The 21257-nt window shown below is 68.8% G+C and carries 26 protein-coding genes; 8 read left to right on the top strand and 18 right to left on the bottom strand.

The features are described 5' to 3' along the window. Positions 1-33: 33 nt before the first annotated feature. The 10 genes from HWX76_RS19945 to HWX76_RS19900 form a co-directional block, all read right to left on the bottom strand. Positions 34-1104, bottom strand: coding sequence for a substrate-binding domain-containing protein (locus HWX76_RS19945; protein ID WP_050017823.1), 1071 nt, complete (start codon positions 1102-1104; stop codon positions 34-36). Positions 1105-1270: 166 nt separating this feature from the next. Continuing rightward, a complete protein-coding gene (locus HWX76_RS19940) occupies positions 1271-2329 on the bottom strand; it encodes an ABC transporter permease (protein ID WP_176016237.1) in 1059 nt (352 codons plus the stop codon). After that, positions 2326-3894, bottom strand: a complete 1569-nt coding sequence (locus HWX76_RS19935) for a sugar ABC transporter ATP-binding protein (RefSeq protein WP_176016236.1) — start codon at positions 3892-3894, stop codon at positions 2326-2328. Before HWX76_RS19935 ends, HWX76_RS19940 begins: the two co-directional genes overlap by 4 nt. A 102-nt stretch (positions 3895-3996) precedes the next feature. Next, complete coding sequence (locus HWX76_RS19930; protein WP_176016235.1) at positions 3997-5379, bottom strand: NtaA/DmoA family FMN-dependent monooxygenase; 1383 nt, start codon at positions 5377-5379, stop codon at positions 3997-3999. Between the two features lie 26 nt (positions 5380-5405). Further along, positions 5406-6173, bottom strand: coding sequence for an ABC transporter permease subunit (locus tag HWX76_RS19925; protein WP_124638164.1), 768 nt, complete (start codon positions 6171-6173; stop codon positions 5406-5408). Next, positions 6170-6904 (bottom strand): ABC transporter permease subunit, encoded by a 735-nt coding sequence (locus HWX76_RS19920; RefSeq protein ID WP_050017818.1) that lies wholly within the window; start codon positions 6902-6904, stop codon positions 6170-6172. The genes HWX76_RS19925 and HWX76_RS19920 overlap by 4 nt, the downstream gene beginning before the upstream one ends. 4 nt (positions 6905-6908) lie before the next feature. Next, positions 6909-7712, bottom strand: coding sequence for a transporter substrate-binding domain-containing protein (locus tag HWX76_RS19915; RefSeq protein WP_176016234.1), 804 nt, complete (start codon positions 7710-7712; stop codon positions 6909-6911). Positions 7713-7891: 179 nt separating this feature from the next. Beyond that, positions 7892-8170, bottom strand: a complete 279-nt coding sequence (locus tag HWX76_RS36720) for a hypothetical protein (RefSeq protein WP_235356312.1) — start codon at positions 8168-8170, stop codon at positions 7892-7894. A gap of 36 nt (positions 8171-8206) precedes the next feature. Continuing rightward, positions 8207-8419 carry a twin transmembrane helix small protein gene (locus tag HWX76_RS19905; protein ID WP_006489184.1) on the bottom strand — a complete coding sequence of 71 codons (213 nt, stop codon included), beginning with the start codon at positions 8417-8419 and terminating at the stop codon, positions 8207-8209. Further along, a complete protein-coding gene (locus tag HWX76_RS19900; protein ID WP_050017815.1) occupies positions 8416-8766 on the bottom strand; it encodes a hypothetical protein in 351 nt (116 codons plus the stop codon). The genes HWX76_RS19905 and HWX76_RS19900 overlap by 4 nt, the downstream gene beginning before the upstream one ends. A gap of 245 nt (positions 8767-9011) precedes the next feature. Between HWX76_RS19900 and HWX76_RS19895 the strand changes: the two genes are divergently transcribed. Both HWX76_RS19895 and HWX76_RS19890 read left to right on the top strand, forming a co-directional pair. After that, a complete protein-coding gene (locus HWX76_RS19895) occupies positions 9012-9770 on the top strand; it encodes a YoaK family protein (RefSeq protein WP_089490379.1) in 759 nt (252 codons plus the stop codon). A gap of 96 nt (positions 9771-9866) precedes the next feature. After that, a complete protein-coding gene (locus tag HWX76_RS19890; protein ID WP_006489181.1) occupies positions 9867-10052 on the top strand; it encodes a ribbon-helix-helix protein, CopG family in 186 nt (61 codons plus the stop codon). 63 nt (positions 10053-10115) lie between these two features. Here HWX76_RS19890 and HWX76_RS19885 read toward each other — a convergent pair whose 3' ends face one another. Both HWX76_RS19885 and HWX76_RS19880 read right to left on the bottom strand, forming a co-directional pair. Further along, entirely contained in the window at positions 10116-10952 is an 837-nt protein-coding gene (locus HWX76_RS19885; protein ID WP_050017813.1) for a spermidine synthase, read from the bottom strand. An 81-nt stretch (positions 10953-11033) separates the two neighbouring features. Next, positions 11034-11375 (bottom strand): zinc ribbon domain-containing protein YjdM, encoded by a 342-nt coding sequence (locus tag HWX76_RS19880; protein ID WP_006489167.1) that lies wholly within the window; start codon positions 11373-11375, stop codon positions 11034-11036. 380 nt (positions 11376-11755) lie between these two features. Here HWX76_RS19880 and HWX76_RS19875 point away from each other — a divergent pair, with 380 nt between their 5' ends. The 3 genes from HWX76_RS19875 to HWX76_RS19865 all read left to right on the top strand — a co-directional run bounded on the left by HWX76_RS19875 (position 11756) and on the right by HWX76_RS19865 (position 13013). Continuing rightward, the gene (locus tag HWX76_RS19875; protein WP_050017812.1) at positions 11756-12019 is read left to right on the top strand and encodes an HPr family phosphocarrier protein; all 264 of its coding nucleotides are present in this window, start codon (positions 11756-11758) and stop codon (positions 12017-12019) included. Positions 12020-12084: 65 nt separating this feature from the next. Beyond that, positions 12085-12306, top strand: a complete 222-nt coding sequence (locus tag HWX76_RS19870; protein WP_050017811.1) for a hypothetical protein — start codon at positions 12085-12087, stop codon at positions 12304-12306. Between the two features lie 140 nt (positions 12307-12446). After that, positions 12447-13013 carry a GNAT family N-acetyltransferase gene (locus HWX76_RS19865; RefSeq protein WP_050017810.1) on the top strand — a complete coding sequence of 189 codons (567 nt, stop codon included), beginning with the start codon at positions 12447-12449 and terminating at the stop codon, positions 13011-13013. A 22-nt stretch (positions 13014-13035) separates the two neighbouring features. Here HWX76_RS19865 and HWX76_RS19860 read toward each other — a convergent pair whose 3' ends face one another. Beyond that, on the bottom strand, positions 13036-13257 hold the full coding sequence (locus HWX76_RS19860) for a hypothetical protein (protein WP_050017809.1): 222 nt from the start codon (positions 13255-13257) through the stop codon (positions 13036-13038). Between the two features lie 23 nt (positions 13258-13280). Next, the gene (locus HWX76_RS19855) at positions 13281-13613 is read right to left on the bottom strand and encodes a hypothetical protein (protein WP_050017808.1); all 333 of its coding nucleotides are present in this window, start codon (positions 13611-13613) and stop codon (positions 13281-13283) included. Positions 13614-14201: 588 nt separating this feature from the next. Between HWX76_RS19855 and HWX76_RS19850 the strand changes: the two genes are divergently transcribed. Beyond that, positions 14202-14912, top strand: coding sequence for a response regulator (locus tag HWX76_RS19850; protein WP_124593662.1), 711 nt, complete (start codon positions 14202-14204; stop codon positions 14910-14912). 63 nt (positions 14913-14975) lie between these two features. Here the strand turns inward: HWX76_RS19850 and HWX76_RS19845 are convergent, their stop codons facing one another. The 3 genes from HWX76_RS19845 to HWX76_RS19835 form a co-directional block, all read right to left on the bottom strand. Further along, a complete protein-coding gene (locus HWX76_RS19845) occupies positions 14976-16607 on the bottom strand; it encodes an efflux transporter outer membrane subunit (protein ID WP_244137991.1) in 1632 nt (543 codons plus the stop codon). A gap of 7 nt (positions 16608-16614) precedes the next feature. Further along, a complete protein-coding gene (locus tag HWX76_RS19840) occupies positions 16615-18207 on the bottom strand; it encodes a DHA2 family efflux MFS transporter permease subunit (RefSeq protein ID WP_050017806.1) in 1593 nt (530 codons plus the stop codon). Between the two features lie 85 nt (positions 18208-18292). Beyond that, complete coding sequence (locus HWX76_RS19835) at positions 18293-19693, bottom strand: HlyD family secretion protein (protein ID WP_124630975.1); 1401 nt, start codon at positions 19691-19693, stop codon at positions 18293-18295. Between the two features lie 159 nt (positions 19694-19852). Here HWX76_RS19835 and HWX76_RS19830 point away from each other — a divergent pair, with 159 nt between their 5' ends. Further along, positions 19853-20053: a hypothetical protein gene (locus HWX76_RS19830; RefSeq protein WP_089490375.1), complete on the top strand. Its 201-nt coding sequence runs from the start codon at positions 19853-19855 to the stop codon at positions 20051-20053. 203 nt (positions 20054-20256) lie between these two features. Continuing rightward, positions 20257-20730, top strand: a complete 474-nt coding sequence (locus tag HWX76_RS19825) for an NUDIX hydrolase (protein ID WP_176016232.1) — start codon at positions 20257-20259, stop codon at positions 20728-20730. On the opposite strand, the gene HWX76_RS19820 is transcribed toward HWX76_RS19825, so the two are convergent. Beyond that, positions 20705-21187 (bottom strand): DUF1641 domain-containing protein, encoded by a 483-nt coding sequence (locus HWX76_RS19820; protein ID WP_176016231.1) that lies wholly within the window; start codon positions 21185-21187, stop codon positions 20705-20707. The genes HWX76_RS19825 and HWX76_RS19820 overlap by 26 nt on opposite strands. Positions 21188-21257: the final 70 nt, after the last annotated feature.

The raw sequence follows: 21257 nt of genomic DNA, 5'->3' as shown, positions 1-21257 counted from the left end.
CGCGACGGATCGGTTCGCTGCGCGCCGAAGCGATCAGTCGATCGCCGGAATCCACGCGGCCGTCGCCGCGTCGCTCGCGCGGAACGCCGGGAACTTCGCGCCGAGTTCGGCCACGGTATGAATGTCGTTCTTCACGAGATCGTCGCGCGTGATCAGCGTCGGCTTGACCGCGATGCGCGCGCCCGGGTTTTGCCCGGCGACCAGCAGCGCCGCGGCCCGCACCGACACCGCGCCGACGACCGCCGGATTGGTCGCGGCCGTCGCGACCCATGCGCTGTTCGGCGCGCGGATGGCCTCGATGTCGGCCGTCGACACGTCCGCGCTGTAGATGCGCAGCTTCGACGACAGCCGGGCCTCGTCGGCCGCGAGCTTCGCGCCGCGCGCGAATTCGTCGTACGGCGCGAACACGACGCGAATGTCCGGATTCGCGCGATACACGGCCGCCGCCTGGTTCGCGACCGACTGCGCGATCGGATTGTCGACGGTGCCCCAGCGCGCCTTTTCCCGAACCTGCGGGTGCGCGCGCTTGAAATCGCGCCACGCGGCATCGCGCCGGTCGAGCGGCGCGAATCCGGCCACGTACACATACCCTGCCGAGAACGCGTCGCCGTTGTCCTTCACCGCCTGATCGAGCAGCAGGTTCGCGAGGTCGCGATCGTTCTGCTCGATCTGCGGCACCTTCGGATTGGCGAGATCGACGTCGAACGCGACGACCTTGATGCCTTTGTCGAGCGCACGCTGAACGACGTCCTTCAACGATTCCGGCAAGCCGTGATTGACGATGATCGCGGACACGCCGATGTTGATTGCCTGCTGAATCTGCTCGCGCTGTTCGGCCGCGTCCTGCCGCCCTTCGTAGATGCGCAGATCGACGCCGAGCGCGCGTGCCTGCTTCTGCGCGCCGGCTTCGTAGGCCTGGAAGAAATCGCCGGTCGACAGGTAGTTGACGAGCGCGATCTTCACGCCGCCCTTGTCGAACGGTGCGGGCGCGCCCTTGAGCGGGCCGGCGTGTGCCGCGGGCATACCGAGCGCGAGTGCGGCGCCCAGTACGAGTGCTCCGAGTTTCGGTTCGAGGCGCGACTTTCGGCGAAGCAACGAGCGCATGGCGTGTCTGTCTCCGTACAGGACGATATCGGCTCAATCTATCAGCACGGCACGCGAACTCAAACCGACCGATTCGGCAATCGATATTACTTTGGATAACAAACGGTCCAGCTTGAAGATTCTTCGGACCCTTGGACGCAGGAACCGAGTCTTGGCGCCCTCACCGTCACGCCCGGGCATCCGTACGGCGACCGATGCCGAACGTAAACGCCAGGGCGAGCACGAGGAGCACGCCCTTGATGAAGTCCTGCATATAGTAGGGAGCATTCAGCATCGTCAGCCCGTTGAGCAACACGCCGACGAACACCGCGCCGACGACCGTGCCGAACACGTTGGGCCGCTTCGCGCCCCACACCGCGTAACCGATCAGCGCGGCCGCCACCGCGTCGAGCAGCAGCGAGTGGCCCGCACTCACGTCGCCGCGGCCAACTCGCGCGGCGATCAGCACGCCGCCCAGCGACGCGATCGCGCCCGACACGACGTACGCGGCGACACGGTAGCGCGCGGCCGGCGCACCGGCCAGCCGCGCGGCCGTTTCGTTGCCGCCGATCGCGTAGATCACGCGGCCCCAGCGCGTCGCTTCCATCGTGATGCAGGCCAGCACCGTCACGGCCGCCAGCAGCAGCACCGGCAACGGTACGACGTCGAACACGCGCAGGCGGCCGAGCGCGAGGAACGCGTTGGGGAACACGCCGGTGGCGTCGGTGCCGTCCGGCAGCACGGAGCCGGTCGCGAGCGAACGGCCGCCGGTCGGAATCAACTGCAGGCCGGCCAGCAGGAACAGCGTGCCCAGCGTCGCGAGCTGGTCGGGCACGCGCAGCCGCGTAATCAGCAAGCCGTTGAACAAGCCGGCGGCCACGCCAAGCGCGACGCAGGCGAGCGCGGCAGCCCACGCGCTGCCGTGCCAGACGACCAGCACGTAGCTCGCGGCCATCTGCGCGGTCGCGGCCATGCTGCCGACCGACAGGTCGAAACCGCCGGCCGCGAGCGTGACCGTCACGCCGATGCCGAGCAACGCGACGATCGACACCGCCTGCAGGATGCTGAACAGATTGTCGAGGTTCAGGAACGCGGGCTCCTTGCGCGCGAATACGACCACGAGGATCGGCAGCACGAGCAGGATGCCGGTCCGTTCGAGCGCATCGCGGAGACGGACCGGCCAGGGGCGCGACGAACGTTGGACGGATGCGGCATGACGGTCAGCGGAAGAAGTCACGGGTTTCATGAGCAGGCACGCACGATGGAAGAAGTCGGAGGCTGGCAATCGAGCGTCGCGCGATCGAACCGCACGATACGATCGGCGATCTCGGCGGCTTCCTCGAGATCGCTGACGAACACGATCGTCGCGCGCTCATGCGCATGACGCCGCAGCGTATCGACGATATCGGCGCGCGCGCCCGCATCGATGCCCTGGAACGGCTCGTCGAGCAGCAACAGCCGCGCCGGTTCGGCGTGCCAGCGCGCGAGCACGACCTTCTGCTGGTTGCCGCCGGACAGGTGCGCGACGCGATCGTCGGGCCCCTCGCAGCGAATGCCGAACCGCGCGATCGCCGCCGCGGCGGCCGTGCGTTCGCGCGCTCGGCGCACCGCGCCGCTCGCGAACCAGCGCGACAGGAACGGAAAGCCGATCGTGCCCGCGATCGATGCGAACGGGACGCTGTCGGGGAACAGCGACGTGCGCCAGCGGTCCTCGCCGGCCAGGAATACGCCGGCGCGAATCGCGTCCGCCGGCGAACGTGGCCGCCACGGCCGGCCGTCGAGCGTCATCTCGCCGGCCGCCGCCCGCACCGCGCCGAAGATCGTCCGCGCGAAGCGCGATTTGCCGCCGCCGACGGGGCCCGCGATCGCGACGATCTCGCCGCGCCGCACGTCGAGGTCGAACGGCGTGCCGGTCGGCGTCAGCCGGATCTGCCGCGCGCTGAAGCCTGAGCCGACCACGCCTGCGGATTCGACCCGCCCGGCACGCTCCGGCGCTGCTGCACGCGCACGCGGCAAGGGCCGCCCGATCATCGTTTCCACCGCGGCGTCGAAATCGATCGGCGCGGCCAGATCGGCGACGATCCGGCCGTCGCGGACGATCGCCGCGCGATCGGCGATGCGGCGCAAATCGCCGAGCCGATGCGATACCAGCAGGATGGCGACGCCATCGCGGCGCAACGCGTCCACCAGCACGAACAGCCGCTCGGCCTCCGCCGCGGACAGGCTCGCGGTCGGCTCGTCGAGAATCAGCAACGACGGTTGCCCGGCCAGCGCACGCGCCAGCGTCACACGTTGCTGGTCGGCCAGCGACAGCGCGGCGAGCGGCGCCGCCAGGTCGACGTCGAGCCCGACCCGCGCGGCGAGCGATCGTGCCGCGTCGCGGCGAGCTGCCGGCGGCACGCGCCACGGCGACGCCGGATCGCACAGCCGGTCGAGCAGCAGGTTGTCCGCGATCGACAGCGTCGGCACGACGGCATCGGCCACCGACTGGTGCACGGTCGCGACGCCGAGCCGCTTGGCCGCGTGCGGCGACGCCGGCCGATACGGTTCGCCGCGCAGCGTCAGCGTGCCGCCGTCCGCGTGCAGCGCACCGCTCAGGATCTTGACGAAGGTCGACTTGCCCGCGCCGTTCGCGCCCATCAACGCGACGACTTCGCCGGCGCCGATCGACAGGTCGAGCGCCGACAGTGCGACGGTCGCGTCGAAACGCTTCGCGATGCCCGTGGCGCTCAGGACGGGCGACAACGCCGATCGAGGGGGGCGATCTTCGCGCCGCGTCGCGTCCACGGTTTCGTTCGTCGCGCGATTCATGCCGGAAGATTCCGGCCGGCACGATGCGGTTGCAGCAGGAACAGTACGTCATCGGTCATGTCATGCCACTCCGCGGAAAGTCGTTCGGTATCGATCGGATCGTCAGCCCGCTTCAGGCACGGGAAACCGGAACGACGCGCCATGGGCCGTGTCCGGCAGGCGGTCACGCCCGCTCAGCCGGGAACGGAAGGTGCCGCCCGCCGGCGACGTCCGGTACAGGCCGCGCTTTTTCAGTTCCGGCACGATCAGTTCGGCGAAATCGTCGAGCGTGCCCGGGCTGATCAGCGGATTGAGCATGTAGCCGCTCGTCGTCGACTGCCGCGCATGCTCGGCGAGCTGGTCCGCGACTTCGTCGGGGGAGCCGACGAGGATCAGGTCGGTGCCGCGCGTGACGCTCGCGAACTTGCGCCGCACGTCGCCGGCGGTGAGCGGCTTGCCGCTGCCATCCGGCCGCACCACGTAGGACGTCAGCCCTTCCGTCTGCGTCGTCAGCGGTTCGTCGTCCGCATAGCGGTCGATGTCGATGCCGGTGTCGCCCGCATAGCTGACGAGCTGCGCGTGCTGGTGATAGTGCTGCTGCAGCGTGTGATATTTCTCCTTCGCGTCGCCCGACGAGCGCGCGGTCACGATCCGCAGCACCGTCAGCGACTTCACGTCGTCCGCCGCGCGGCCGCGCTCGGCCGCGCGCCGGCGAATCTCGTCGAGGCCCGCGCGAATCTCGTGCGGATTCGACTTCGCGACGAACACCACTTCCGCGTGCTTCGCCGCGAACTCGCGCCCGCGCCCCGACCAGCCGGCCTGGATCAGTACGGGCGAGCGCTGCGGCGACGGCGCACAGACGTGCGGCCCCTGCACGCGGTAATGCCTGCCTTCATGCGCGATTGGCCGCACGCGGTCGCCACGCGCATAGCGCGGCGCGTGCTTGTCGGCGACGACCGCGTCGTCCGCCCAGCTTCCTTCCCACAGTTTGTAGACGACGTCGAGAAATTCCTCCGCGCGCGCATAGCGTTCGTCATGGCCGATCATCCGGTCGAGCCCGAAGTTGCGCGCCGCGCTCGTCAGGTAGGACGTCACGATGTTCCAGCCGATCCGGCCGTTGCTCAGATGATCGAGCGTGCTGAAGCGGCGCGCGAGCGTGAACGGATGCTCGTACGTCGTGCTCGCCGTCACGCCGAACGCGAGCCGCTCGGTCTGCGCGACGAGCGCCGGAATCAGCATCATCGGATCGTTCGCGGGCGCCTCGACCGCCCACTGCACCGCGGCGTCGGCCGACCCGCCATAGACGTCGTACAGGCCGAGCACGTCCGCGAAGAACAGCATGTCGAGATCGGCCTGCTCGGCCGTGCGCGCGAGGTTCGACCAGAACGGGAGCGTATTCGCGCGCAGCCGCTCGTCGGCGGGATGGGTCCACAGGCTCGGCGCGCCGCCGCAGCCGACGCTGGCTTGTTCGTACAGGGAAAACAGCAAGGGGCGAGGATCGGACATCGTCGAAATCGGTACCAGGCAAGGAATCAGTTGGGTGCCGCCCACGCGCCCGACGACGCGCGGCCGCGCGCTGCGGACACGCGGTCGTCAGGCGTGCGCGTCAGGTAGCGATTGATGCGCTTCTCGAGACGGGCGGCGGGAATGGTCAGCAGCGCGACCAGCACGACATAGACGATCGCCGCGCCGGCCAGCGGTTCGTACACGCGCAACGTCTCGAAGCGCAGCGTATTGGCCGTGCCCATCACGTCGAACACGGTCACGGTCGACGCGAGGACGGTCGATTTCAGCAGCAGGATTGCCTCGCCGGTGAGCGCAGGCAGCGCAAGCCGCCATGCACGCGGCCCGACGATGCGGCGCAGCACCTGCATGCGCGTCATCCCGTAGGCATGGCCGGCCTCGATCTCGCCGGCCGGCACGCCGGCGATCGCGCCGCGCAGGATCGTCGCGACGTACGCGCTCTCGTTCACGCTCAACGCGACGATCGCGTACCAGAACGCGTCGCGCAGCAGCGGCGACGCCCAGCTGTCGCGCATCCATTCGCGCGGAACGATCTGCCCGAATCCGTAGTACAGCAGATAGAGCTGAACGAGCAGCGGCGTGCCGCGGATCAGCATGAGCCAGCCGCGCGCGGACCAGCGCAGCGGCGGATGGCGTGCACCGGCGGCGAGCGCGAGCGGCACGCCCAGCAGCACGCTGGCCGCGCCCGACACAAGTGTCAGCGCGAGCGTCGTCGGCACCGCGGCGAGCAGCTTCGGCATCACCGTGTCGAGCAGAAAAGGCAGCGAGAAGATCATGTCGTCGCGCGCCTCGTGCCGCGGTTCGCATGCCGCTCGAGCGCCGCGAAAATGCCGGTCGACGTGATGCTCAGCAGCAGGAACAGCGCGGCCGTGACCAGATAGAAGAAGACGTAGTGCCGCGTCGCGCCGGCCGCGAGCTGGCTCGCCTTCAGCAGATCCGTGAACGAACCGAGCACGCTGATGAACGACGCGTCCTTGGTCGCGTTCAGCCACACGTTGCCGACGCCCGGCAGCGCGAGCCGCGCGGCGGCCGGGAGCCGGATGCGCGCGAACGTCTGCCAGGGCGTCATCCCGTACGCGTGCGCGGCTTCGATCTCACCGACCGGCACGTTGACGAGCGCCGCGCGGAAGATGTCGGTGAGATACGCACCCTGGATGAAACCGAGCGACAGCGCGGCGACGACGAACGGATCGAACGCGAAGTCGCCGGACACGATGCCGCTGCCGCGCAGCGCGTTCTCGATGGCCGGTGCGACCGCGTAGAACGCGAGCAGCAGGCACAACAGCTCGGGCAGCGCGCGCACGAGCGTCGTGTAGAGGCGCGCCAGCCACACGAGCGCCGCGTATCGCGACAGCTTGCCGAGCGCGCCGGCGATGCCGAGCAGCACGCCGGTGCAGAACGATGCCGCCGCGACGCCGAACGTCAGCGCGAACGCGCCCGCGAACACGCGGCCATAACCGCCGTCGCCGAATGCGAGCAACGCGAGCAGCGAATCGTCGCCGGCCATGCGCTCAGCGACCCTTCTCGATCGTGCCTTTCAGGTTCGGATAGCGGGCGGTGATCGCATCCCACGTGCCGTCCTGCTGCAGTTGCGCGATCGCGGTCGACAGCTTGCCGCGCAGCGCATCGCCATGCCGCACACCCGCGCCGATGCCGAGCCCCAACACCGGATTGTCCGCGCACGTGGCCTTGACCTCGAAGTCCTTGCCGTCGCGCGACGCGAGGAACGCCGTGAACAGCCCCTTGCCTTCCTGCACGTAGTCGACGCGACCGGACACCAGATCCGCGAGCGCATTGTCGAACTTGTCGAACGCCTTGATCTGCGCATCCTGCTTGAAGCGGGCATCGAGGAACGCCGAGAAGTTCGTGCCGGCCTCGACGCCGATCACGCGGCCCTTGAAGGTGGCGGGCGCCGCGCAGTCGACGCGGCGCCGGTCGCTTTTCGCGCCGACGAACACGGTCGGCGATTCGTAATACGCACGGCTGAAATCGATGGCTTTCTGCCGCTCACCGGTGATCGTCATCGACGACCAGATCACGTCGATCTTGCGGTTCTGCAACGCCGGAATCAGGCCGTCCCACGCAATGTCGGTAAGCTCGCAGCGCACGTTCAGCTTGCCGCACGCGGCCTCGAGCACGTCGATTTCCCAGCCCTTCCACTTGCCGGAGGCATCCTTCGAAAAGAACGGCGGGTACGACTCGGCGTCGATGCCGACGCGCACCGTCGGCTGGGCCGCATGGGAAACCGGCGCAAGGCCGAGCACGAACAGCGCGGCCGCGACACGGCGGCCCCCGGAACGCATCAAACGATTCATGTGGCGCATTTCTGGAATAACGTCGGAACGACCGGCGTTGCAGCCGGCAGGAGGCGTGACTGTAATGCGCGCCGAAGCGTGTACCAAATGGTTATTTTTTCGATGGATATCTGATCGCGCGATATGCGCGCAACCGCGTACCGTTCGACGTCCGGCACGGTACGCGGTTCATCCGTCGTTCACGCCGCCACGGCCTCGCGCCGCAACGCCGGCAGTTCCAGATTCGCGCGGAAATCGCCGCCCATATGGTCGATATCGAGCAGATCGCGCCGCCGCAACTCGGGCAGCAAGCCGTTGAGCAGCAGGTCTTCCCGGTCCGGCTGGCCGAGCCCGTGCAGCGGCGGCGCGCCCGCCGTACACGGCTGCAACGGATCGCGCGGGACCCGTACGGTTCGTTCGACCCGCGCTATCCGGTCGGCTGGATCATCGGCGAAGGACTCGACGCGGTCGGTATTCACGGCGACGCGCGCCGCCGCCCGCGCGACAACCGCGCGTCACCGCCCGATCGGCAACCCGGTCGGTTCGATCCAGCCGAGCTTGTACGCGATCAGCAGCGACAGAAACAGCGTGACCGACAACCCGACGCGCGCGGCGAGCGACCACGCCATCCGCTTGGATTTGCCGCGATCGTGATTCATGAAGTACAGCGCGAAGATCAGGCTCGCGATGATCATCGCGAATGCCACAGAAACCAGCAGGGTTTTCATTGCCGTTGCCTTTGAAGATCCGAATCGGCCTGAATCAGTTCGGCCAGTTTTTGCCGCTCGTCGGCGACGCCGCCGACACCCGATGCCGGCCAGTCCAGCGCGACGCCGTTGCCGAGCGAATCGCGCACGAGCGCCTGGTAGCGCCGGTCGTTGATCGTGCCGTGTTCCATCGTGTCCGAGATCTCGCGCCGAAACGGCAGCGGGAAACTTGCGTACCCGCGCGACAGCGCCGCATATTGTCTCGCATCGATCTCTTTCGACGAAGGTATGACGGTCCAGATCACCACGGCGACGATGGCCGTGAACGGGATCGCCGTGTAGCGAAGGATGAACTTGATCGGGGTCATGAAGCGGTGAGCAGAAGGGAATCGCGAGTGAGCGAGCGCCGCGCGGCGTCGAAACCGCCAGCCGCCGCGCGTTGCATCATTGTACTGAAAGCACCATCCTGCCAACAGAGTATGATAATGACATTATCATGTTCATCACATGATTCGACCGCCCCGGGATCCGGTGCAAGCAGCGTGCCCGTCACGCCATCCGCACCGGTTTTCCGCCTGTACCCGCGAATCCGCGACGATCGAGCGAAGCCCTTATGCCAGCGCAGTACTTTCGAACCCTGACGGGAAAACACCGCAGCGCGACCGCGAACCGCCAGCTCGGGTTTTCGCTCGCGTTCGTCGCCGGCGCGGCCAACGCCGGCGGCTTTCTCGCGGTCAAGCAATACACGTCGCACATGAGCGGCATCGTATCGGCGATCGCCGACCAGACGGCGCTCGGCGACGTGCGGCTCGCGCTCGCCGGCATCAGTTCGCTGGGGTCGTTCCTGATCGGCGCCAGTTGCTCGGCGATCCTCGTCAACTGGGGGCGCCGCCGCGGGCTGCACAGCCAGTTCATGCTGCCGCTGCTGGTCGAGGCGGCGCTGCTGTTGCTGTTCGGACTGCTCGGCAGCCATCTCGCGCTGTGGGAAACGTTCTTCGTGCCGGTGACCGTGACGCTGCTGTGCTTCATCATGGGGCTGCAGAACGCGACGATCACGAAGCTGTCCGGCGCGGAAATCCGCACGACGCACATCACCGGCATCGTGACCGATCTCGGCATCGAGCTCGGCAAGCTGTTCTACTGGAATCGGTCGGCCATCGACGTCGACGCGCATGCGGTGATCGCCAACCGTTCGAAACTGAGGATACACGCGACGATGCTCGCGTCGTTCTTCGTCGGCGGCCTGGCCGGCGCCATCGGCTTCAAGCACGTGGGCTACGTATCGACCGTGCCGCTCGCCGCGGTACTCGTCACGCTCGCGATCGTGCCGGTGCTCGACGACCTGTTCGCGCTGCTGCGCGCCAAGCGCTGATCGTGTGCCACGGGCGGCACTTGGGCGCTTCCGGAGCTCGAGCCGACAGCGCATCGATTATAATTTGATTAACATACTGATCACTCTCGCCCCGTCATGGAAACGAAAACCGCCCGCCTGACCGTCCTGATCGATCCCGCGAAGAAGGAAGCCTTCGAGATGCTCTGCGCGGAGCAGGATCTTACGCCGTCGCAAGTCGTGCGGCAGTTGATCCGCGAATATCTCGACCGGCACGGCGTCACGTACAAGACTCGCAGCGCGATCGGCAAGCGCGTGAAGTAAGCGCGGCCGCAAAGGCGCGCGGCGTCGGCGCGGTAGCCACGGCCGCCGCCACCCCCGTCACCATCACGCGCCGATCTCCCAACGTTCGTGCGATTGCGCACGCCACACCAGCCGCCGCGGATCGATGCCCTCGCCGTGCTTCATGCGCCTCGCGGTGGCGGCCAGCTTCAGTTCTCCCGCCTGCGGGCACGCAAGCGCCCGCTCCAGCAGGATACGCAGCGACGGCAGCCGGCTGCCGTCCTTCCATGCGAATGCAACGAAGTTGTTGTCGTCGCCGCACGGCACCAGCGCATACGACGAGCCGAATACCGATCGCAACTGCTCGAGGTGCTGCGGCAATGCCGGATCGTCGTCCATGAAGTTGATCGCGAGCACGCCGGCTTCGCTCAAGCGCGCGCGGCACGCATCGAGAAATGTGCCGCCCGTACAGCGGCCGCGCATACCGTCGGCGACGAATGCATCGTGCAGGATCACATCCGTGCGCACATCCGCCCGCTCCAGATGATCGGCGCCGTCGGCGCATACCACGCGAAAGCGCGCGTCGTCGGCAGGAATCCTGAACACGTCGCGCAGCGCGATCACGTCCGGATTGATCTCGACCGCGTCGATCGACGTGCCGGGCAGGTGGCGGTAGCAGTACTTCGCGAGCGACCCGCCGCCGAGCCCGAGCATGCAGATGTGCGCGGGCTCGGCCTGCAACAGCAGAAAGCCCATCATCACGCGCGTATAGCCGAGCGCGAGCCGCACCGGATCGCGCAGCGACATGAAGCTCTGGGTGCCGAGATGATCGAAGTGCAGCGAGACCGCGTGCTGCGTCTCCAGCACGAACGGCCGGCCGTCGTTCAGCGGCGTCGCCAGGAACCTGACGAACGCGTCGTAGGAAGTTCGATCCTCGGCCATGTGCGGGTAATCGGCTGACAAGCAGCGGCTGAAAAAGCAGCGAATGAAAACGCGGATGCAACGGTCGCCTGGACCGTGCGCTCAGACCTTCTTCAGGTAGCACGCCTTCAGCATGAAGCCGCCCATGTCGGTCTTGCAGTCGACCTCGTGATCGCCGCCGACGAGCCGGATGCTCTTGACCTTGGTGCCCATCTTCAGCGTGATCGACGAACCCTTCACGCGCAAGTCCTTGATCAGCACGACCGAATCGCCGTCCGACAGCACGTTGCCGTTCGCGTCCTTGACGACGTCGCCCGCCGGTTCGTCGCCGGCCTCGGCGCCGGCGTCGGCCGACCATTCATGGCCGCAGTCCGCGCACACGGTCAGCGCGCCGTCCGGGTAAGTGTTTTCCATCGCGCATTGCGGGCAGGCAGGGGCGTTCATTGCGGCTTCCATTCGGGGAGGGGTTCGGGTCGATCGACGATGCCGGGCGAGCACGTTGCGCGCCCGGAGGCGCGGCGACTCGCTCCGCCGGCAGTGCGGCGGGCCGGCATCGGCGCACACTGCATTATAATGCAATTCACATGATCTGGCGGATGCATTATAATCGTCCACTTCCGACAATCCGCGAACTTGAATGCGCCTTCGCAGCGGATGTCGGCACGTTCGCGCCGAATGGCGCGCGCAATCCGCCCGGCCGGCGCCCCGCGACCCTGCGGGAAATCGTGACATGCCGGCCGCCCGATGTCCGCAACACGTGCGCAACCGTGCACCGTGCATGTCGCGCACCGCCCCGCCCACCTGTCCGGAGGCTTTCCAGCATCGTGGCAACCGTTGTGTACGTTGAAATCGGCCCCGCATGGAACCGCAATCGCGGCCGCGCCGCGCGCGACGCGGCGGTCGACGCGGCACGCCGTTTCGACAGCGACATCCAGCTGATCGCGAACGGGCACCGCTGCAACGCAAAAGACAGCGGCGCGATCGCGTCGCTGCAGGTTCACGGCGGCACGTCGGCGCAGGTGCTCGCCACCGGCCCCGACGAGGAAGCGGCGCTGCACGCGCTGCTGCCGTTGCTGCAAGCAAGCTGACGCGTGCGCCGCCGATCCGGCGGCCACGCGCCGTCCATCCCGAAACGCCATTTCACGAGGAAGCGATGAACGAGACTCTCACGCCCAACACCCCCAATCTGTCGGCCTCCGCGATCTGGGCGCTCGAACGCCTCGCCGATGTTCGCTACGGCCGCGACGCGCCGGCGCTCGGCTGGTCGATCGCGCGGGAGCTCGTCAACGCCGGGTTCGTCAGCCATCCCGCGCACGGGCGCTCCGGCGCGTCGATCACGGCCGAAGGGCGCTCCTTTCTGAAAAGCCGCAAGTAACCCCTGCCACCGCCGAACCCCGGCCATCCGCGCGATGCGCATGCCTACCCCGATGCGGGCGGGGAATTGCGTCCGCATCGCCGTTTACGCGGTATCGTACGGGACCCAAGCGCGGCGCCCTGCGTCGCCGTCCTTTCCTCATGGAACGCCCGATGACAATCAGCGCCGTGCCACCCGTCTCGTCCCCGCCCGTTCTCGACACGCCACGCCTGATCCTCGAAGGCCACCCGCTCGGCGACTTCGACGCGCTCGCCGCGATGTGGGCGGAGCCCGGCGTCGTCGCGCACATCTTCAACGGCACGCCTTCCACGCCGCGCGACTCGTGGATGCGCATGCTCGCGTATCGCGGGCTGTGGCCGCTGCTCGGCTATGGGTACTGGGCGATTCGGGAAAAGGCGTCGGGCCGGTATGTCGGCGATCTCGGCTTCGCGGATTTCCACCGCAACATCGAGCCGTCGATTCGCGGCGTGCCGGAGGCCGGCTGGGCGCTGGCGACGTGGGCGCAAGGCAACGGCTATGCGACCGAGGCGCTCGCGGCCGCGCTCGCATGGCTCGACGCGCAGCAGCGATTCGAGCGCAGCGTGTGCCTGATCGCGCCGACCAACGTCGCGTCGATCCGGGTCGCGGAGAAAGCCGGTTACGGCGCGCCGCAGCGCATCCGCTTCAACGACGCGGAGTCGCTGATGTTTTCGCGCAAGCGTCGATAGGTTGGGCGAACCGGCGGGCGAGTCAGTCGGCGACCGGTTCGTAGCAATGCATGAAGAGGCCGTCGTCCATCGGCCAGCAGTTACCGCATTCGTCGCGCAGGATCCAGTCGCCCGGCTTCACCGAACGCCAGCCTTCCGGCGTCGCGACCGCCCACCCGCCGTGACGGCGCTCCACCCGTTCATGGTCGCCGTCGGCGAACCACCGCGTTGCATCGACGTGACCGGTGCGTTTCTTGAATTTCATTCCACCACCGAAGGAAGCGAGTCTTAGTGTCGCGTAGCCGCCGCGCCCGGATCGGGCAACCGCTGCTGCGCCCTCAGTGCGTTCGTTGCCAAGCGGGTTTCATGCAACGCTTGCCAGCCCTCCGCGATGAGCGCCTCCAGCGTGTCGCGCGCGACCGTGGAAATCCTGACGTCCATCTCCTGCACCTTCATCAGCGCCGACACGACCGCGGCCGGTTGATTGGGTGCAAGCGCAACGATAAACGCCGAACGCATCTCGGCGGCCCGGACGGCCTCGTTCCAGTCGGCACGCGCCACCGCGGCTTCGATCGCGTGCGTGAGTGCATCGAGACGCTGGACGACTTGCAACGGCGTCATTTCGTTTCCCCGTGAATGATTCGTACTGTCCGCTTGCGGGCCCGTCGGGAGCCGGCGCGGCGTCGATTCGACCCACGCGCAGCCGGTTCCGCACCCGAGCAGCATGACGCGACGTGCCGTCGAAACCGGCCGTCGACGCGCTCGGGAACCAGCGGCGATCGCACGATGCGAGGCGCGTCAGTCAGGTTCGGGAATTGTAGGGAGCAGGATGCCCGGACGTCGGTAATATTTTGTAATGATATGTCGACTAACCTTGCCTGGCCTGGGTTCGGCCGGTGCGAACGACGTTCGCGACAGCGCATCGGCGCAAACGTTTTCGTCTGAAGGATGCCTGCTCGCGCATCGTCGCGAGCGTCGCGCCGGATCTCGCATCGACCCGTTTCGGCCGCGCGCGCGGCCCTGCCCCGCTCACCCCCCCGCGTTTCACCCGGCGGCGGCAATTCCCCCATAGCTAAGCTCACCGAACGATTCAGAATTCACCACATTCCGTTGGAATGTTGCGCAGTATCATCCACGTCGCTTCGGCTACGACGCGCTCGGACTGGGCCTGACCGCTCGCCACTTTCCCGTTTGCCCCTTCGTTTAGCGATGCCCATCCGAATCCTGCTCGTCGAAGACGACGTCCCGCTGTCCGCGCTGATCGCCGATTATCTGCGCAAGCATCATTACCTGGTGGATACGCTGTTCGACGGCGCCGGCGCGGTGCCGGCGATCGTCGCGAGCCGCCCCGACCTCGTGCTGCTCGACGTCAATCTGCCGGGCAAGGACGGCTTCGAGATCTGCCGCGAGGCGCGCATGCACTACGACGGCATCGTGATCATGGTGACGGGCCGCGACGAACCGTTCGACGAATTGCTCGGCCTGGAACTCGGCGCGGACGACTTTCTCCGCAAGCCGGTCGAGCCGCGCCTGCTGCTCGCGCGGATCAAGGCGCAGTTGCGGCGTACGCGCGCGCCGACGGGCGACCCCGTGCCGGATTCGCCGCAGCGATACGTGTTCGGCAAGTTCTCCATCGACCGGGCCGACCGCCGCGTGCATCTTCCGGACGGCAGCATGCCGCGCCTGACGTCGACCGAATTCGACCTGCTGTGGGCGCTCGCGTGCCGCGCCGGCGAGGTGGTCAGCCGGGAAGACCTGACGCTGCTGCTGCGCGGCATCGCGTTCGACGGCCTCGATCGCTCGATCGACGGCCGCATCTCGAAGCTGCGCCGCAAGCTGCGCGACGATGCGAACGAACCGAAACGGATCAAGACCATCCGCTCGAAGGGCTATCAGTTCAGCAAGCACGCGTGGGATTGAGGCCGCGCGTGAGCGGACGAGCTGCGTAGCGCGCGGCCCGCGATGCCCGGCGCGCGCTCGGGGCTACTGCGCCCGTGCCGTACCGGTATCCGTATCCGGTCCGGCCTGCCATCCACCGCCGAGCGCCTTGTACAGCGCGACGAGATCGGTCGTCGTCTGCAACGCGCCCTGCTCGGCCTGCTGCCGGCCCTCCGACCATTGCCGATCGGCGTCCAGTACGTCGAGGAACGGCGACAAGCCCTTCCGGTATCGATCGCGCGCGAGGTCCAGCGCGCCCTGTTCGGCCCGCACCGCGTCGTCGAGCGCGGCCGCGCGCGCCTGATCGGTGCGGTACACGGCCAGCGCATTGTCGACGTCGCGCAGCGCGACGAGCACGGCTTGCCGGTAAGCGAGCGCCGCTTCGGCCTGGCGCGCCTGCGACAGCCGCAGGTTCGACACGAGCTGCCCGCCGGAGAAGATCGGCAGCGATACGGCCGGCCCGAACGCATAGAACAGGTGCGACCAGTGCGCGAGTTCGCGCACGTGCGATGCGCGCAGGCCGACCTGCCCGGTCAACGAGATGTCCGGATAGAACTGCGCGACCGCGACGCCGACGTCGGCGGTGGCCGCGTGCAGCTCGGCCTCCGCGCGACGGATGTCGGGGCGTCGGCGCGCGAGTGTCGACGGCAGGCCGACCGGCACGGTCGGCGGCACGTCCGGCAACGCGCGCGGCGCGTCGAGCCAGTCGTCGAGCGCGCCCGGCGCGCCGCCGACCAGATACGCGAGACCGTTGCGCAGCAGCACGATCTGCTGGTCGAACTGCGGCAGTTGCGCGCGGATCTGCGCGAGCCGCGCGTCGGCGCTGCGCACGTCGAGATCGCTCGCGAGACCGTGCGCGGCCTGCTCGCGCGTCAGGTCGACCAGTTCGCGCTGCGCGCGTTGCAGGTCGTCGGCCAGCGCGCGTTGCGCTTGCGCGCCCCGCAGTTGCAGATAGGTCTGCGCGACTTCGGCCTCGAGCGACAGCAGCGCATCGTCGCGGCCCGCGACCGCCGCGCGCGTCTGCGCGCCGGCCGCTTCGACCGAGCGGCGCACGCGCCCGAACAGGTCCAGCTCCCACGATGCGTCGAACCCGGCCTGCCACAGGTTGACCGGCGATTCGAGCGCATCGAGCGCGCCGCGCGCGCCTTGCTGCACGCTCTCGCCGGTGCCCGGCCCGAACCGGTCGAGCGGCGAGCCCGGCGCGCCGAGACGATCGACGCGCTGGTCGATGCCCTGCTCCTCGACGATGCCTTTCAGGCCGAGCTGCTCGCGCTGGTAGCTCGCGTTCGCGCGCACGTCCGGCAAGCCCTGTGCGGCAGCGGCCCGCACCTGCGCGCGCGCCTGCACGATGCGCAGCACGGCGGCCTGCACGTCGAGGTTGTCGTGCGCCGCGCGCTCGACGAGCTGGTCGAGCAGTGGATCGCCAAACGCGCGCCACCAGCGCGGATCGGGATCGGCGTCGACCGTCGGCGACGACCGTGCGGCGACGCCGGACGCGGGGGCGGCCGCCTGCCCGTCCGCCCGCATCGCATGCCAGGTGTCCGGGACGTCCGCTTGCGGCGGCTGGTAGTCGGGTCCGACGGTGCAGCCCGCGACGATCGCGCATCCCGCGAATAGCGTCACCGCGCGGCACACGATGGGGCGAATCAGGTGGCGGCGACGATTGTTCCGATGCATGCGCATGTCAATGCCCTCCCGCGCCGCCCGCGGCCTTCGCCGGCGAGAACAGGAACGTCAGCGGAATGCTGAACGCGCAAAACACCGCGAGGATCGCGAACACGTCGATATACGCGAGGATCGTCGCCTGCGCGATGAACGTCTCGTACAGCCGCCCGGTGGCCGTCTGCAGCGCGGATGACGGCGGCGCCCCCGTCAACGCGCCCACCGCGCGCGCGTTCTCCTGCAGCGCATCCTGGAAGTTCTGCGACAGCGTCGACATGTGCGTGGACAGATGCGCCATGCGCGCCTGCGTGCGCTCCCGGATCAGCGCGGTCGACACCGAGATGCCGATCGAGCCCGCGACGTTGCGGAACATCGTGAACAGCGCGGACGCGTCGTCGTTGAGCCGCTGCGGCACGGTCAGGTACGCGAGCGTCGTGATCGGCACGAACATGAAGCCGATCGCGAGCGACTGCGCGCAGCGGATCATCATCAGGTGCGTGTAGTCGATGTCGGGCACCAGCGTGCGTGAATAGATCAGCGAAACGCACAGCAGCACGAAGCCGAACCCGACCAGATAGCGCGTCTGCACGTGCGGCATCAGCCGGCTCACGAGCGGAATCTCGAGCGTGATCAGCAGCGCGCCGGGCGACAGCACGAGCCCCGCGAGCGTCGCCGTGTAGCCGAGCCGCTGCTGCGCGAGCTGCGGCACGATCACCGCGCTGCCGTACAGCACGGCCGCGAACGTCGCGATCGTCACGCAGCCGAGCGCGAAATTGCGGTCGCGCAGGCACGACAAGTCGACCACCGGCTTCTTCGTGCGCAGCAGCCACAGCGTCGCGCCGACCAGCCCGAGCGCGGACAGCACGGCGAAGACGCGGATGAAGTTCGAGCCGAACCAGTCCTCGTCCTCGCCGCGATCGAGCATCACCTGCAGGCAGCCGAGCCCGATCGCGATCAGCCCGATGCCGATGTAGTCGATGGAAATCCCGCGTTCGGCGCCGCGCCGCCACGGCGGATCCTCGACGAGCTGCATCACCGCGAGCACGGTCAGCGCGCCGATCGGCACGTTGAGCAGGAACACCCAGCGCCACGAGAAATGGTCGGTGATCCAGCCGCCGAGCGTCGGCCCGAGCACCGGCGCGACGACGATCGCGATCGCCGAGATCGAGAACGCGCGGTTGCGCTGCGCGGGCGGGAACGTATCGAGGATGATCGACTGCTGGTTCGGCTGCAGCCCGCCGCCGAACAGCCCCTGCAGCACGCGGAACACGATCAGTTCGCCGAGGTTGGTCGCGACGCCGCACAGGAACGAGCACACGGTGAACGCGGCGATGCACAGCAGGAAGTAGCGCTTGCGGCCGAGCAGGCGTCCGAGGAACCCCGAGATCGGCAGCACGATGCCGTTCGCGACCAGATACGACGTGAGCGTCCAGGTCGCCTCGTCGTAGCTCGCCGACATCGTGCCGGCGATGTGCGGCAGCGCGACGTTGACGATCGTCGTGTCGAGCACCTCCATGAACGCGGCGAGCGTGACGACGATCGCGATGAGCCACGGGTTCGCGGCGGGACGCCACGTGCCATCGGATGCGCCGCTGCGCTCGGGTGGCCGGTTCATCGGCGGGCCTCGTCAGGCAAGAACGGCATGCGGGTATCGGGCATCGGATCGCTCCGGTCGACACCGGTCGCGGCACGGCGGCCGGTCATTTCAGGTGGACGGTCGGCACGGCCGACAGGCCGAGACCGAGCGGCGGACGGTTCGGCAGCGGGCCGTCGAGCACGATCTTCACCGGCACGCGCTGCACGATCTTCACGAAATTGCCGGTCGCGTTCTCGGTCGGGAATGCGGAGAAGCGCGAGCCGCTGCCGAGCTGGATGCTGTCGACGTGGCCGTGCAGATCGAGATCGGGATACGCGTCGACCGACACGTCGACGCGGTCGCCGACGCGCATCCGCTCGAGCTGCGACTCCTTGAAATTCGCGGTGATCCACACGCGCGGCGTGACGATCGAGAAGATCGACGTGCCCGCTTGCAGGAACGAGCCCAGTTGCACGTTGCGCCGCGTGACCCAGCCGTCGGACGGCGCACGCATCTCGCAGTACGACAGGTTCAGGTTGGCCGTCTCGAGCTGCGCGCGCGCCTGCAGCACCTGCTGGCGGCGCTCCTCGACGGCCGTCTCGGCCTGCCGGATCTGCTGCGGCACGAGGCTCGCGGTGCGCGCCTGCGCCTGGGCCATCGCGACGTTCGCGTCGGCGGTCGCGCGCTGCGCGTCGGCCGCGTCGATCGCCTGCTGCGAGGTTGCGCGCGCATCGACCGCGCGCTGCCGTGCCTGCGCGGCGAGCGCCTGCCGGTACGCGGCTTCCGCGGATTCGATCTGCGCGCGCGCCTGCCGGTACTGGGCCGGATACTGCACGCGCGCGATGTCGAGCTGCACGCGCGCCGCATCGAGCTGCGCCTGCGCGAGACCGCGCTGCGCCTGCGCGGCGTCGACCTGTGCGCGGTAGTCGCGCGGATCGATCTCGACGAGCACGTCGCCGCGCCGCACGAACGTGTTGTCGTCGACCGCCAGCCGCGTCACGTAGCCGGACACGTGCGGCGCGACCGCGACCGCGTTGCCGTCGGTGTACGCATCGTCGGTGCTTTCCTGGTTGCGCGTCGCGAACCACCACACGAGCCCGCCGACGAGCAGCACGAACACCACCGCGCCGAGGATGATCAGCGGCTTCTTGCCGGGCCGCTTGCGTTCGCCTTCGCCGTTGTTGCCATCTCCGTCGCCGCCGGTGCGGCCGCCGCGATCGTCGTGCGGATGGTGGTCGCCGCCACCGCCGCCCGGCGCGTCGGTTGGCCGCTCGCCGTTGCCGCCCGGCGCGGCGCCCGGGCCGCCGGCGCCGGACTGGCCGTCGCCCGCCCGCGCGACGGCGGGCGGCCGGCGCTCGAACGCCGGCCACGGCACGCGCAGCGGCGTCGACGGTACGACGCCGGCCATCGCCGGCGCAAGCGCGTCCGGCGCGCCGGCGCCGTCCCGTCCGGGCGTCGACGCGCGCCGGAACGCGACGCCGAATCGCTGACGAACGGATAACGGGCACAAGATCGCATCGGGCATGAAACGGAGCTCCAGGCGGCGGGCGCGGGCGTCATTGCCCGCGCCGACCTCAAGCGCGCGATCAAGCAAACAGCGGGCCCGGCAACGGGCTGCGTTCGACCGCGGCACGCCCGATGCGCGCTGCGTACGCTTCAACCGCCCCGACAGGACGCTCGAACCATGACACGCTCGACCTCACTCGACACCGACACACGCGACGAAGATCGCGGCGACAGCACGCCCGGCCCCGAGGGCAAGCGCCGCGGCACGACCACGCCGCCGCCACGCAGCGCGCACGACCCCGCCGAAGGCAAGCCGGCCGGGAAGGAAAACGGCACGTCGCCGCATCGTCCGCCATCCGGCGAACACGGCCGCACGTGATCGCCGCGCCTCGCGCGGCCCGCCCGCCGTCCCGAAGGGGCCGCACCGGACGGCGGCAGAAATGACAAGCCGTTGAAAATTCGCGGGCGACGATCGACGCGTTCGCCCGAATCGTCCACACGCCGCCCCGCGCGACGGCGACGCAGGAACGCACGTTGCGGCACAGGCGCATGGATCTTTCAATCACCCACCCCCTGCCCTGCATGACGCTACGCGACCCGTCCGATTTCCCCGTCCGCGCGGTGCCGCTCGCGCCGCTGGCGAAGGAACGCGCCACGATCGTCTGCGTTCGCAACCGGCGCGTGCTGCTGGTCGCGCGCGGGCGATCGTCGCGCTGGACGCTGCCGGGCGGCGTGATCCGGCGCGGCGAATCGGCACTCGACGCCGCGCATCGCGAGCTTCGGGAGGAAACGGGACTTGTCGATCTCGAACTCGCGTATTTCTTCTACGTGGACGGCAGCGTGAAGCGCCATCACGTGTTCGTCGCGAGTCTGCCGCGCGGCGCGCACGCGTGCCCGGGCCGCGAAATCGAGCTGTGCCGCTGGGTCGGCATCGACGCGGTATCGCACTGGCCGGCGAGCGCGCCGACCCAGCGCATCATCCGTCAGTTCGCGGGCCTGTGCATCGCCAGCGGCTTGCAACCGGACGCGGTCACGCGCCTTTCGTCGTCTCGTTGAGCCCGGCGGCCGGCGACTGCGGATCGCGCGCGAGCCCTTGCGCGAAGACTTTCAGCCCTTCGAGCAGCGGCGTCAACGCATCCCACAGCGCCGCGTCGTGCAGCAGGCGATAGATGCCGCGCACGCCGGGCGCGACATGCTCGTGCTGCGCCGGCTGCCACGCGCCGACGTGATGCAGCGCGTCGGCCGCCGCGAACGCGGCGCGACCGAACTGTTCCGGCGGAATGCGCGACAGCGCCGTCACCAGCATCGCGAGATTCTGCATGCCGCTCTGCATGCCGGGCTTGTCGAGCGCGTCGACGAACGTGTCGGCGAGTCGCGCGTTCGCGCTGACGACCTCGTTCGCGAAGCGCAGGAAGCCGTGCCGATGCAGGCTGCCGAGCAGGTGTTCGAGCGCGTCGTGCGCGCCGGGCTCCGGATGCGGGGGCGTCGTATCGGGGGGCTGGCGGTCGGTCATGGGCTTGCTCCGGTTGAGGCGCCAGGCTGCCGCCGTACCGGCAGCCGTGCGTGCGCCGAATGCGTGTCGT

It is taken from the genome of Burkholderia sp. BCC0398 (assembly GCF_902833245.1).
GTDB classification, from domain to species: domain Bacteria; phylum Pseudomonadota; class Gammaproteobacteria; order Burkholderiales; family Burkholderiaceae; genus Burkholderia; species Burkholderia sola.
The sequence above is the reverse complement of the archived record's forward strand: the minus strand, read 5'-3'. Positions and strand labels throughout refer to the sequence as shown.